An 11542-nucleotide genomic window follows, 5' to 3' on the forward strand; every position below is an offset into this window, starting at 1 on the left:
CCTGTCAGCATGTGCGCGAGCTACGGGCTGGATCCCCGGTTCTCCGAGGCGGAGCTGCTGGCGGAGGCCGACGCGGCGGTGCTCGAGGGGCTGCGCTCCTGGGCCGAGGAGAACGCCGGCGAGACGCTGCGTCCGACCGGGCGGAACCTGCGGAACCTGAACCCGATCGTGCGCTTCGAGGCGGAGCCGGTGCTCGAGCCGGCGTGGTGGGGCTTCCTCGTCAACGGCGCGCCCGCCCGGTTCCCGTCCATCAACACGAGATCGGAGCGGATGCAGGAGAAGCCCGGCGCGCTGCGCGGGCGCGCCATCGTGCCGACGACCGGGTGGTACGAGATGCAGAAGCCGCAGCGCCGCTGGCACGAGTTCGGGCTCGGCAAGGGCGTGCTGTTCGGCATGGCGGCGACGACGCAGCGCGGCCGCACGCCGGACGGCGAGTGGGTCACCTGCTACTCGATCCTGATGCGTCCGGCACCCGAGCACCTCGCGGCACTGCACGATCGCGTGCCGGTGCTGGTGCCTGCCTCGTTCGCCCAGGAGTGGCTGACAGAAGAGGCGTCCCGTGAGCTCATCGACGGTGCGCTGCAGGCCGCGGCGACGCTCGACGAGCGGATCACGGCGACACCGAGGACCGACGACAAGGGCGAGCCGGAACGGCTGTTCTGACGGCGCGGAATTCATACTTCCCCGACCCGTCTACGCGGGTAGAGTGCCGTCACTGATCCAGAGAATCCGCTGGGGACAGGACGACCGGAGGGGGCTTCACCGTGTCTGAACAATTGCCTGCGCCCGGGTGGTACCCGGCTGCGCACGCCAACAACGAGCTGCGAATACGACATCGCCACGCGTCGGATGCAGGGTCACGTATACACCGAGCTGAAGAAGTACGGCTTCATCAGCATGGACCGCTACAGCGTCGGCGGGCCGCGCGAGATCGACATCAAGGGCGGGGTCTCCTCCGCCGTGATGCTCGGTCTGGACTACAACGGCCTCAACCCGACCGGGCACAGCCACCCCATGGTGTTCTTCGAGACCTACGGCGGCTCGATCGGCCAGAAGAGCCGCGGCAAGGCGATCCGGCAGAACGTCCTCGGCATCGAGGCGCCGCTCGGCGGGCTGACCACCGGCCAGGTGTGGAGCACGGACCCGATGATCTGGCACGGCATCCCGCACGCCGACGACATCGGGTACCTGACCGACACCGGGCCCATCGACGGCTGGCCCACGCAGGGGCCGGTCGGCTGAATGCGCGAGAAGGGCGCCGGGGCGGTGGATCCGGCGCCCTTCGTCTGCGCGAGCCGACTGCGGGGTTCGAACCCGCGACATCCTGTTTACAAGACAGGTGCTCTACCAGCTGAGCTAAGTCGGCGGACGGCGTGCTCAAGCTCGCCGCGGTGCATCCTCGAGTCTAGGACCTCACTGCGCGGACGTCGTCCCCGGTGCCGGCGTCGTCGCGCCCGGCGTCGGAGTCGGCGTGGACTCGCCCTCGCCGTAGTAGGCGTCGCTGGCGATGGTCAGCACGAACTGCGAGAACTCCGCCGGGTCGTCCATCGCGCCGACATACGCCTCGCCCTCGACCACGATCATCGGGGCGCCGCTGAGCTTCAGGTCGTCGGAACCGGCCAGCGGACCCTCGAGGGCGCGCGCCGTGGCATCCTTCGCCCACGACACGAAGTCCTGCTTCTCGATGCACGAACGCACCCGCTTGACGTTCTCCGCCCCCACGGCCACGGCCAGGTCGGCGAGCTGCGCGTCGGTGCGGCCGTCGGTGCCCTCCTCGGGCTGGTCGGTGAGCAGCTCGTGGTTGTAGTCGTAGAACTGCGGGGCCGAGTGCGTCGCGACGCAGGCGGCCGCCGCCGCTGCGCGCAGGGAGTACTTCGTGCCGTTCGAGTTGGCGGTCAGCAGCGCCACCGGGTGATACGTGACGGTGACGGCGCCCTCGCTGATCCAGCCGGACAGCTGGCGGGCGTTGGCGCGCTCGAAGTCGGCGGCGCCGGGCGACATGTAGTCGACGTAGATGTGGATGTCGACCGGCTCGGCCGCCGCGGTCTCCTCCGGCGCCGGCGTCGCGGACCCGGCCTCGCTGGGCTCGGCGGACGGCGTCGCCGCGGCGCCCTCCTGGGGCGCGGAGACGTTCACGTCGCGGACGGTGACCCCGTCATCGGCCATGCCCGAGGGGGTGAGGTTCGGCCTCGAGATCGACGAGGTGACGGCCAGCGCGACCGCCGTGCCGATGGATCCGACGGCGACGATCGCGACGAGACCGATGATCACCCGTCGCATGAGCCTCGCCCTCGACTGCTGGGCGTACACCTGCTGGGCCTTCTCCCGCACCGCCTGACGCGAATCGCGAGCGGCAGGGACGTTCGGCGTTTCGTCGCTCGACATCGTTCCTCTTGAAAGTCCGGCGGGGAATCGGCGTCCCCACGGCCGCGAGAAGCGCGGCACCGGGTTCGATGCTAGTCAGGCAGGCTGAGAAATCCCCAGGTGCCGCACGTGGCGCGGATGCCCAGGAGAATCCCGTCATACCCGGATCGGGGACTCCCATGCCATACTGAACTCGGCCCGACGAGGGGCCGCGGCGGGGCAACCCACCGTTTCCATCACTACGGATCGTCCGGCACGTACCTGCCGGTGAAGGAGAAACGCCATGGCATCTGTCACTTTCGACGACGCGACCCGCCTCTATCCCGGAGCAACCCGGCCTGCCGTCGACAAGCTCAACCTCGAGATCGGCGACGGGGAGTTCCTCGTCCTGGTCGGCCCCTCCGGCTGCGGAAAGTCCACCTCGCTGCGCATGCTCGCCGGCCTCGAAGAGGTCAACTCCGGCCGCATCCTGATCGGCGACCGCGACGTCACCGACGTTCCGCCGAAGGACCGCGACATCGCCATGGTGTTCCAGAACTACGCCCTGTACCCGCACATGACCGTCGCGGAGAACATGGGCTTCGCGCTCAAGATCGCCGGCGTCGGCAAGGAGGAGCGCGCCGCGCGCGTGCTGGAGGCCGCGAAGCTGCTCGACCTCGAGCAGTACCTGAACCGCAAGCCGAAGGCGCTCTCCGGCGGTCAGCGTCAGCGCGTCGCGATGGGCCGCGCGATCGTCCGTCAGCCCCAGGTCTTCCTCATGGACGAGCCGCTGTCGAACCTCGACGCCAAGCTGCGCGTGCAGACCCGCACCCAGATCGCCTCGCTGCAGCGCCGCCTCGGCGTCACCACCGTCTACGTCACGCACGACCAGACCGAGGCGCTCACCATGGGCGACCGGATCGCCGTGCTCAAGGACGGTCTGCTGCAGCAGGTCGGCACGCCGCGCGACCTGTACGAGAAGCCGAACAACGTGTTCGTCGCCGGCTTCATCGGCTCGCCCGCGATGAACCTGTTCCCGGCCGACCTGGCCGAGGGCGGCGTCCGCTTCGGCTCCGAGGTCGTGCCGCTCGACCGCGATGTGACCGGCCGCGCCCACGGCAGCCAGGTCACCGTCGGCGTCCGCCCGGAGGACATCACGGTCGGCCCGGCCGACGGCAAGGGTCTCTCTGTCGTCGTGGATCTCGTCGAGGAGCTCGGCGCGGACGGCTACCTGTACGGCCACACCGAGATCAACGGCAAGCGGACCGACATCGTCGCCCGCGTCGACGGCCGCAACCACCCGAACGCCGGCGAGACGGTCACGCTCGCCGCGAACCCGGGTCACGTGCACGCCTTCGACGTGGAGACCGGCGACCGCCTGAACGACAAGCCGATCGTCTCGGCCTGATCACCTTCCGTCGCGCGGCGCGGGTCGACCATGGGGTCGCCCGCGCCGCGTCGTCTTCCCGGAGAGGATGCCGATGCAGGACGCGCTGCGCATCACCGCCAGCACGGTCGATCCCGGGCTGCTGGAGCTGCCCTGGTCCACCCCCCTCGCGAAATGGCCCTCCGAGCACATCGTCTCGCTGCCGAAGGGCCTCTCCCGTCACCTCGTGCGCTTCGCGGACCTCTCCGGTCGAGTGGTCGCCGTCAAGGAGACGACCGAGGAGATGGCGCGCCGCGAATACGAGATGCTGGGGAACCTGGCGCGCCTCGACGTGCCGTGCGTGAGCCGCGTGGCCGTCATCTCGGGTCGCACCGAGCGCGACGGCACGCCGCTGCCGGCGGTGCTGGTCACCTCGCACCTGCGGTTCTCGATGCCGTACCGGGCGCTGTTCACCCGCGTGCTGCGCCCGGACACGGCCACCCGCCTGGTCGACGCGCTCGCGCTGCTGCTGGTCCGGCTGCATAACGTCGGCTTCTACTGGGGCGACGTGTCGCTCTCCAACACGCTGTTCCGGCGCGACGCCGGCGCCTTCGCCGCCTACCTCGTCGACGCCGAGACCGGAGAGCTGCACGAGGAGGGCCTGACCGACGGTCAGCGCGCGTACGACCTCGACATCGCCCGGACCAACATCGCCGGCGAGATCATGGACCTCGCCGCGGGCGGGCGTCTGGAGCGCGGCGTGGACGCGCTGCAGGTCGCCGACGGGATCGTCTCCTCGTACCGGTCGCTGTGGGCGGCGCTCACCGACGAGGAGTCCTTCGACGTCACCGAGTCGTGGCGGATCACCGAACGCGTGGAGAAGCTCAACGCCCTCGGCTTCGACATCGACGAGATGTCGATGCAGACGACCGCGGACGGCACGGTGGTGCGGATCCAGCCTAAGGTGGTGGATGCCGGGCACCACCAGCGCCGCCTCATCCGGCTCACCGGCCTGGACGTCGAGGAGAACCAGGCGCGGCGGCTGCTGAACGACCTGGACGAGTTCCGCGCCCGGTCGACCAAGCAGTACGCGGATGAGGAGATGTACGCGCACGAGTGGCTGACGCGCGTGTTCGAGCCGGTGGTCCGGGCGATCCCGTACGACCTGCGGGCCAAGCTCGAGCCCGCCGAGGTGTTCCACCAGGTGCTCGAGCACCGCTGGTACCTGTCGCAGGCGCAGGGCCGCTCGGTGCCGCTCGCCGAGGTGCTCACCAGCTACATCAACGACGTGCTGCGGCACCGCCGCGACGAGGCGACCATCATGGGCCCGCCGACGGAGACGATGGGCCTGCCCGTGATCACCGGCGAGCTCCCCGTCTCCGACGAGACCGGCGCGATCGACTGGCGCGACCTCGTCTGAGTCCCCGGACGCGCCCGGACCCCTGGCGGGGTGGGGATGGGAGACCCCGTGACCCGAAGGGGCGCGGGGATCAGTAGCCGACGGTGAAGCGGGCGCGGCGGTGGGCGGGGCGCTCGATCTCGTCGACGACGGCCACGGCGAAGTCCGCGCCGGAGATGTACGACGTGCCGTCCTCGGCCTCGACGACGACCTCGCCCCCGGTGCGGTACCGTCCGGTGCGCTCGCCCGGCTCCCACGAGCCGAACACCTTCGGCGGGTGCACCAGGAACCAGTCCAGCCCCGGCTCGGACTGCTGCAGCAGCTCCAGCGTGTCGATGCCGACCTGCGCCTCGTGGCGGTACTCCTCCGGCACGCCGAGGTCCCACAGCCGCGGGCCGCCGGGGGCGGCGAGGCTGCCCATCGCGCCGCCGACGACGCCGAGGCGCGTGGACGTGCCGGTCAGCTTTGTGGCAAGCGCGCGGACCGCGTCCAGACCCTTGTCCGCCATGTCGCCGCGCGGGGACACGGCCGAGATCACGGCATCCGCCCCGTCGAAGACGTCGCCGAGCGCGTCGATGTCGAGCACCGAGCCCTGCACGTACTCCACGCCCTCGATCGGCTCGTCGGGCACCGTGCGGGAGACCGACACCACCTCGTGCCCTCGACTCACCGCCTCGCGGACGATGTGCGATCCGGCGTACCCGGTTCCTCCGACGACGACGATGCGGGCCATGGGGCTTCCTTCCATTCGGGATGTGCTGACAAAGACAATCGCCGACGAGGCGGCGCTATTCCGCCGCGGCGCGCAGGGTGGCGACCTGGTACAGCGCGACGGATGCCGCGATGCCGGCGTTCAACGACTCCGTCGCGGCGGAGATCGGGATCGAGACGACCTGGTCGCAGGTCTCCGTCACCAGGCGCGACAGCCCCTTGCCCTCGGAGCCGACGACGATGACGACCGGCCGGTCCGCCAGCTCCAGGGCGGGCAGCGCGACGTCGCCGCCGCCGTCCAGGCCGAGCACGAACACGCCCTGCTTCTTGAACTCCTTCAGCTGCGTGGTCAGGTTCGCGGCGAGGGCCACCGGGATCCGCGCGGCGGCGCCGGCGCTGGTCTTCCACGCCGCGGAGTTCACGCTCGCGGAGCGACGCTGCGGCAGGATCACGCCCTGCCCGCCGAACGCGGCGGTCGAGCGGATGATCGCGCCGAGGTTGCGCGGGTCGGTGATGCCGTCCAGGGCCACGAGCAGCGGCGTCTCGCCGCGGTCGATGATCTGCTCCAGCAGGTCCTGCGGGTGCGCGTACTCGTACGGCGGCACCTTGAGGCCGACGCCCTGGTGCACGCCGTCGAAGCCGGCCATGCGGTCGAGCTCCTGACGGGTGACCTCCAGCACCGGGATGTCGCGGTTGCGGGCGATCGCGAGCATCTCCTTGACGCGGTCGTCCATCTCGACGCGCTGGGCGATGTACAGCGTCACCGCGGGGATCTTCGCCCGCAGCGCCTCCAGCACCGAGTTGCGCCCGGTGACGATCTCGGTGTCGTTGGTGCTCTTCCCCGCCCCGGATGCCGGGCGCCGGGACGCACCGCTCTGGCCCTTCTGACCCGGCTTGCCCTTGCCGCCGGCGGCGGCGTAGCGCTCCTGCGCCGCCTTCCGCTTGCCGGCGACGTGCCAGGACCGGTCCTCGGCCTTGGGGGTCGGGCCCTTGCCTTCGAGCGCCTTGCGCCCGTGCCCGCCGGTGCCCTTCAGGGCGCCCTTCTTCTTGCTGTTGCCCGCTCCCGGGCGACCTGGCTTAGCCATCGATGCTCCAATGCGTTCCGTCCGGAGTGTCCTCCAGAGTGATCCCCGCCGCGCCGATCGCATCACGGATGCGGTCGGCGGCGGGCCAGTCCTTGTCGGCGCGCGCCTGCGCGCGCTGCGCGATGAGTGTGCGGATGAGGGCGTCGAGAGCGGATGCCGTCGCCCCGCCCTCCGCCGCGACGGCGTCGCCCTCGTCCAGCCCGAGCACACCGGTCATCGCGGCCACGGCGCGTGCGGCGTCCGTGGCGGTGTCGAGATCGCCCCGGTCGAGCGCTCCGTTCGCCGTGCGCGCGGTCTCGTGCAGCACGGCGAGAGCCTGCGGCACGCCGAGGTCGTCGTCCATGGCATCCGCGAACGCCGTCGGCAGCGTTCCCGGGACGAGCGCCGCGGGGTCCGCGTTCGTGGCGCGCAGGATGCGCTGCCGGAGCGTCCGGATCCGCCCCAACGCCGCCTCCGCCTCCGCCCAGGACGACTCGGTGAGGTCGAGACTGGAACGGTAGTGCGCGGCCGCGAGCGCGTACCGCACCACGAGCGGGTCGTGCGCGGCGAGCACGTCGGCGGCGAGGGTGAAGTTGCCCAGCGACTTCGACATCTTCTGCCCGTCGACGGTGACCAGGCCGTTGTGCACCCAGTACCGCGCGAAGCCGTCGCCGGCCGCGGTGGACTGGGCGAGCTCGTTCTCGTGGTGCGGGAAGCGCAGGTCGAGCCCGCCGCCGTGGATGTCGAACTCGGCGCCGAGGTAGCGCTTGGCCATCGCGGAGCACTCGATGTGCCAGCCGGGGCGGCCCGGGCCCCAGGGCGAGGCCCACACGGCATCCGCGGGCTCCTCGGGCTTGGCACCCTTCCACAGCGCGAAGTCCTGCGGGGTGCGCTTGCCGCGCGGGTCGGCGTCCGCCGCGGCCTCCATGGCGTCGACGGACTGGTTCGTCAGCTCGCCGTAGGACGGCCAGGAGCGCACGTCGAAGTACACGTCGCCGGAGCCGTCCGGCGCCGGATAGGCGTGGCCCCGCTCGATGAGCGCCGCGATGATCTCCTGCATCTGCGGGATCGACGCGGTCGCCCTCGGCTCGTACGTCGGGGGAAGGATGCCGACGGCGGCATACGCCCGGGAGAACTCCTGCTCCATGCGGTAGGCGAGCGCCCACCACGGCTCGGCGTCGGTGGCGTTCGCGAGCACCTTGTCGTCGATGTCGGTGACGTTGCGGACGAAGGTCACCCGGCCGTACCGATGCGTCAGCCAGCGGCGGAGCAGATCGAAGCTCAGCGCGGCGCGGACGTGCCCGATGTGCGGTCCGGACTGCACGGTCGGCCCGCAGACGTACATCGTCACGTTCGAGGCGTCGAGCGGAACGAAGTCGCGCAGCTGCTGAGCGCGGGTGTCGTACAGGCGGAGGGTCACCGCTCAAGACTACCGGGGCCGCTGTGCCGCAGCCGGGCGGTGACATCGCACGACGCCCGCGGATGCGCGCGGGTCATCCCGCCGGAACGACCAGCGCGACGGCGGTGACCGCGACGCCCTCGCCCCGGCCGGTGAACCCCAGCCCGTCGGTGGTGGTGGCCGTCACCGACACCGGGGCGCCGCCGAGGGCGGCGGAGAGCACCCGCTCGGCCTCCGCCCGCCGGGCGCTGAACCGCGGCCGGTTGGCCTGGAACTGCACCGAGACGCTGCCGATGCCGAACCCGGCCTCGGCGAGCAGCTGCGCCGTCCGCCGCAGGAAGACGTCGGCGTGGGCGCCGGCGTACTCGGGATGGTCGGTGCCGAAGTGCGTGCCGATGTCGCCCAGCCCTGCCGCCGAGAGCAGCGCGTCGACGATCGCGTGCGCGACCGCGTCGCCGTCGGAGTGGCCGGACAGCGCCCGCTCCCCCGGCCAGCGCAGACCCGCCAGCCACAGGTCGCCCTCCCCGCCGTACGCGTGCGCGTCGGTGCCGATGCCGATGCGCGGCAGCGCGGGCGTCGCCGGCGCTGCGGCGTGCCCGAGCAGGTGCCGGGCCCGCTCCAGGTCCGCGAGCGTGGTGATCTTGAAGGCCCGCTCGGATCCCGGAATGCGGCGCACCGGGTGTCCGGCGGCGGCGTACAGGGCGGCGTCGTCGGTGTGGTCGGTGCCGGATGCGGCCGCCTGCGCGTACGCCTCCTCGAGGGCGCGCCGGGGGAAGCCCTGGGGAGTCTGCGCGGCGGCGAGCTCGGACCGGTCCACCGCGGCGACGACCTCCGCCCCGTCCACCCGCTTCAGGGTGTCCACGACCGGCAGCGCCGGGATCACGCCGGCCTGCCCGGTGACCGCCTCGGCCACCGCGTCGATCTGGGCGGGCGGCGTGAGCGCGCGGGCGGCGTCGTGCACGAGCACGGTGGTCACATCGCCCCACAGGGCGCGCAGCCCTGCGGCGACGGACTGCTGCCGGGTCGCACCGCCGGTGACGACGCGGCCGAGGTCGGCGCGGTCGCCGGCGGCCGCGCGCAGCTCCGCCTCGGCCTCGCCCTCGTAGCCGGCCGGGGCGACGACGACGACCTGCATGGGCGCGGCGGCGAACACGCCGTCCAGGGCGTGCCGCAGGATCGACCGGCTGTCGATGCCGACGAACGCCTTCGGCGCGTCGGCGCCCAGCCGGGTGCCGGAGCCGGCCGCGACGACGATGATCGCGGTGGTGGGGACGGGAAGCAGGGTCACGGTCTCACGTTACCGATCACGCGACGCCGAGCAGCCCCACCACGAGCGACACGGTCATCGCGACGACCAGGGAGTTGAAGCCGAAGCCGATCACCGTCTGGGTCCGGACGGCGGACAGGCCCGCTCTCGTCCGCGGCGTCGCCGCCGACAGCGCCCCGGCGGCGGCGATCATCACCGCCAGCGACACGAAGTCCGGGAACGCGGGCTCCTCGTCGATGTCGAACTCGATCCGCTCCCCGGCGGCGTGCAGCCGGAAGTACTTCAGCGCGAACGCGTAGGCCATCAGCACCCAGGAGAGGGCGGCCGTGCCGAGGGCGATCAGCGGCAGCCACAGCATCCGATCCGTGTACCAGACGACCGCGGTCGCGATGGCGACCACGAGCGCGGTGACCGCGGCCGACATCGCCCAGTTCTCCGGGCCGCCGAACCCGACCACGCGGGACATCCGGCTCGGCCCGCCGCGATGCTGCTCCGCCGCGATCCGCAGGGCCTCCCCCTCGGGGGTCGCCGCGTACAGGCGGTGCGTCCACACCACGTAGACGAGGGAGAACACGGTGAGCGAGACGCCGACGGATGCCACGAGCACGCTCACCGGCACGTCGGCCCCGACGAGTCGCGCGACGATCGGCACGACCACGAACACGGCGGAGACCACCATCGCGATCGCCCCGCGGAACCCGTCGTCGTAGCGGAGCGGGATCGTGCGTCGTCGTGCCGGCCGGGGCATCCCGTCAGTGTAACGATCCGTCCGGACAGACGAAGAAGGCGGATGCCGGAGCATCCGCCTTCTGTCACGCGTCAAGAAGCGAGCACCTCGTCGAGGAGTTCGCCGGCCTTCTCCTCGTCGATCTTCTCCGCCAGAGCCAGCTCGGAGACCAGGATCTGCCGGGCCTTCGCCAGCATCCGCTTCTCACCGGCCGACAGGCCGCGGTCCTGATCGCGGCGCCACAGGTCGCGGACGACCTCGCTCACCTTGATGACGTCGCCCGAGGCGAGCTTCTCCAGGTTCGCCTTGTAACGACGCGACCAGTTGGTCGGCTCCTCGGTGAACGGGGCGCGCAGCACCTCGAACACGTGGTCGAGGCCCTCCTTGCCGATGACGTCGCGGACGCCGACGAGATCGACGTTCTCTGCCGGCACCTCGATGATCAGATCGCCCTGGGTGACGTTGAGCTTCAGGTACTTCTTCGTCTCGCCCTTGATGATCCGGTCCTTGACCTCGATGATCGTGGCGGCTCCGTGGTGCGGATAGACGACTGTTTCGCCAACCTCAAAAAGCATAAAAACGTGTCCTTTCGGCAACCTCCAGAATACCACAGCCGGTATGCAGTAAGGTTCGCGCCTGCGGGCCTCCCGGGCGTGCGGCGCGGACCCACTACACTGAAGCAGGACACCCGTCGCACCTCAGGAGGATCCGTGAAATCGCGCCTTGCTGCGTCCGTCGCTCCGCGCCTTGCCGCCACCGCCGTGCTCGGCGCCGCCGTCGCGTTCGGCGCCACCGGATGCGCGTTCCTGACGCACCAGGCCACCACCATCCAGTATCCCGCCTCCGACGGCGTGAACATCGAGACCACGGGCGGCCCGGTCGAGGTCCGCAACGCGATGGTCGTCGCCGACGCCGAGGGCGAGGTCGGGAACCTGGTCGCGGCGCTCGTGAACACCTCGGAGGACGACGCCACCCTCACGGTCGAGGTGAACGGCGAGACGCTGACCGTGGACGTCCCCGGCGGCGAGCGCATCAGCCTGGGCGCCGACGAGGACCCGCTGGAGATCGACGGCCTGGACGCCGTGCCCGGGTCGACGGTGGAGATCTACTTCGCCTCCGGCGGCGACGCCGGCTCGGCCGCCGAGGTGCCGGTGCTCGACGGCACCCTGCCGTACTACCGCGACCTGGTGCCCGGCGGCTTCACGCCGGCTCCGGAGCCGACCGAGAGCGAGAGCGACCACGAGGAGTCCTCGCACTGACCGACTC

Annotated in this window: 12 protein-coding genes and 1 tRNA gene; 5 read left to right on the forward strand and 8 right to left on the reverse strand. The window is 71.4% G+C overall.

Features of this window, described 5'->3' with window-relative positions:
- Positions 1 to 9: 9 nt before the first annotated feature.
- Together JRG78_RS09650 and JRG78_RS09655 are read left to right on the forward strand one after the other, a co-directional pair.
- A complete protein-coding gene (locus JRG78_RS09650; RefSeq protein ID WP_272653344.1) occupies positions 10 to 663 on the forward strand; it encodes an SOS response-associated peptidase family protein in 654 nt (217 codons plus the stop codon).
- 186 nt (positions 664 to 849) lie between these two features.
- A complete protein-coding gene (locus JRG78_RS09655) occupies positions 850 to 1242 on the forward strand; it encodes a hypothetical protein (protein ID WP_259606470.1) in 393 nt (130 codons plus the stop codon).
- 51 nt (positions 1243 to 1293) lie between these two features.
- Here JRG78_RS09655 and JRG78_RS09660 read toward each other — a convergent pair.
- Positions 1294 to 1366, reverse strand: a tRNA-Thr gene (locus JRG78_RS09660).
- 47 nt (positions 1367 to 1413) lie between these two features.
- Positions 1414 to 2385 (reverse strand): DsbA family protein, encoded by a 972-nt coding sequence (locus JRG78_RS09665; protein ID WP_259606471.1) that lies wholly within the window; start codon positions 2383 to 2385, stop codon positions 1414 to 1416.
- A gap of 262 nt (positions 2386 to 2647) precedes the next feature.
- Here JRG78_RS09665 and JRG78_RS09670 point away from each other — a divergent pair, with 262 nt between their 5' ends.
- Together JRG78_RS09670 and JRG78_RS09675 are read left to right on the forward strand one after the other, a co-directional pair.
- A complete protein-coding gene (locus JRG78_RS09670) occupies positions 2648 to 3751 on the forward strand; it encodes an ABC transporter ATP-binding protein (RefSeq protein WP_259606472.1) in 1104 nt (367 codons plus the stop codon).
- 73 nt (positions 3752 to 3824) lie between these two features.
- A complete protein-coding gene (locus JRG78_RS09675; RefSeq protein ID WP_259606473.1) occupies positions 3825 to 5129 on the forward strand; it encodes a DUF4032 domain-containing protein in 1305 nt (434 codons plus the stop codon).
- Between the two features lie 70 nt (positions 5130 to 5199).
- Here the strand turns inward: JRG78_RS09675 and JRG78_RS09680 are convergent, their stop codons facing one another.
- The 6 genes from JRG78_RS09680 to JRG78_RS09705 all read right to left on the reverse strand — a co-directional run bounded on the left by JRG78_RS09680 (position 5200) and on the right by JRG78_RS09705 (position 10851).
- Positions 5200 to 5841, reverse strand: coding sequence for an NAD(P)-dependent oxidoreductase (locus tag JRG78_RS09680; RefSeq protein WP_259606474.1), 642 nt, complete (start codon positions 5839 to 5841; stop codon positions 5200 to 5202).
- A gap of 55 nt (positions 5842 to 5896) precedes the next feature.
- Entirely contained in the window at positions 5897 to 6904 is a 1008-nt protein-coding gene (gene rlmB / locus JRG78_RS09685) for a 23S rRNA (guanosine(2251)-2'-O)-methyltransferase RlmB (RefSeq protein WP_259606475.1), read from the reverse strand.
- Positions 6897 to 8303, reverse strand: coding sequence for a cysteine--tRNA ligase (gene cysS, locus JRG78_RS09690; RefSeq protein WP_259606476.1), 1407 nt, complete (start codon positions 8301 to 8303; stop codon positions 6897 to 6899). Before cysS ends, rlmB begins: the two co-directional genes overlap by 8 nt.
- Before the next feature lie 73 nt (positions 8304 to 8376).
- Positions 8377 to 9570 (reverse strand): 2-C-methyl-D-erythritol 4-phosphate cytidylyltransferase, encoded by a 1194-nt coding sequence (gene ispD, locus JRG78_RS09695; RefSeq protein ID WP_272653345.1) that lies wholly within the window; start codon positions 9568 to 9570, stop codon positions 8377 to 8379.
- A gap of 16 nt (positions 9571 to 9586) precedes the next feature.
- A complete protein-coding gene (locus JRG78_RS09700; RefSeq protein WP_272653346.1) occupies positions 9587 to 10297 on the reverse strand; it encodes a DUF1345 domain-containing protein in 711 nt (236 codons plus the stop codon).
- Between the two features lie 71 nt (positions 10298 to 10368).
- Positions 10369 to 10851 (reverse strand): CarD family transcriptional regulator, encoded by a 483-nt coding sequence (locus JRG78_RS09705; RefSeq protein WP_272653347.1) that lies wholly within the window; start codon positions 10849 to 10851, stop codon positions 10369 to 10371.
- Positions 10852 to 10986: 135 nt separating this feature from the next.
- Between JRG78_RS09705 and JRG78_RS09710 the strand changes: the two genes are divergently transcribed.
- Positions 10987 to 11535 (forward strand): DNA modification methylase, encoded by a 549-nt coding sequence (locus tag JRG78_RS09710; RefSeq protein WP_272653348.1) that lies wholly within the window; start codon positions 10987 to 10989, stop codon positions 11533 to 11535.
- The last annotated feature ends 7 nt before the right edge of the window (positions 11536 to 11542 follow it).

This window comes from Microbacterium sp. EF45047 (assembly GCF_028472845.1).
In the GTDB taxonomy this organism is placed as follows: Bacteria; Actinomycetota; Actinomycetes; order Actinomycetales; family Microbacteriaceae; genus Microbacterium; species Microbacterium neungamense.

Excerpts from the sequence above, each read along its gene's own strand:
- JRG78_RS09700 (WP_272653346.1), bottom strand. The coding sequence starts at position 10,297 with ATGCCCCGGCCGGCACGACGACGCACGATCCCGCTCCGCTACGACGAC.
- JRG78_RS09675 (WP_259606473.1), top strand. The coding sequence starts at position 3,825 with ATGCAGGACGCGCTGCGCATCACCGCCAGCACGGTCGATCCCGGGCTG.
- JRG78_RS09665 (WP_259606471.1), bottom strand. The coding sequence starts at position 2,385 with ATGTCGAGCGACGAAACGCCGAACGTCCCTGCCGCTCGCGATTCGCGT.
- JRG78_RS09705 (WP_272653347.1), bottom strand. The coding sequence starts at position 10,851 with ATGCTTTTTGAGGTTGGCGAAACAGTCGTCTATCCGCACCACGGAGCC.
- JRG78_RS09655 (WP_259606470.1), top strand. The coding sequence starts at position 850 with ATGCAGGGTCACGTATACACCGAGCTGAAGAAGTACGGCTTCATCAGC.
- JRG78_RS09680 (WP_259606474.1), bottom strand. The coding sequence starts at position 5,841 with ATGGCCCGCATCGTCGTCGTCGGAGGAACCGGGTACGCCGGATCGCAC.
- JRG78_RS09650 (WP_272653344.1), top strand. The coding sequence starts at position 10 with ATGTGCGCGAGCTACGGGCTGGATCCCCGGTTCTCCGAGGCGGAGCTG.
- JRG78_RS09670 (WP_259606472.1), top strand. The coding sequence starts at position 2,648 with ATGGCATCTGTCACTTTCGACGACGCGACCCGCCTCTATCCCGGAGCA.
- rlmB (WP_259606475.1), bottom strand. The coding sequence starts at position 6,904 with ATGGCTAAGCCAGGTCGCCCGGGAGCGGGCAACAGCAAGAAGAAGGGC.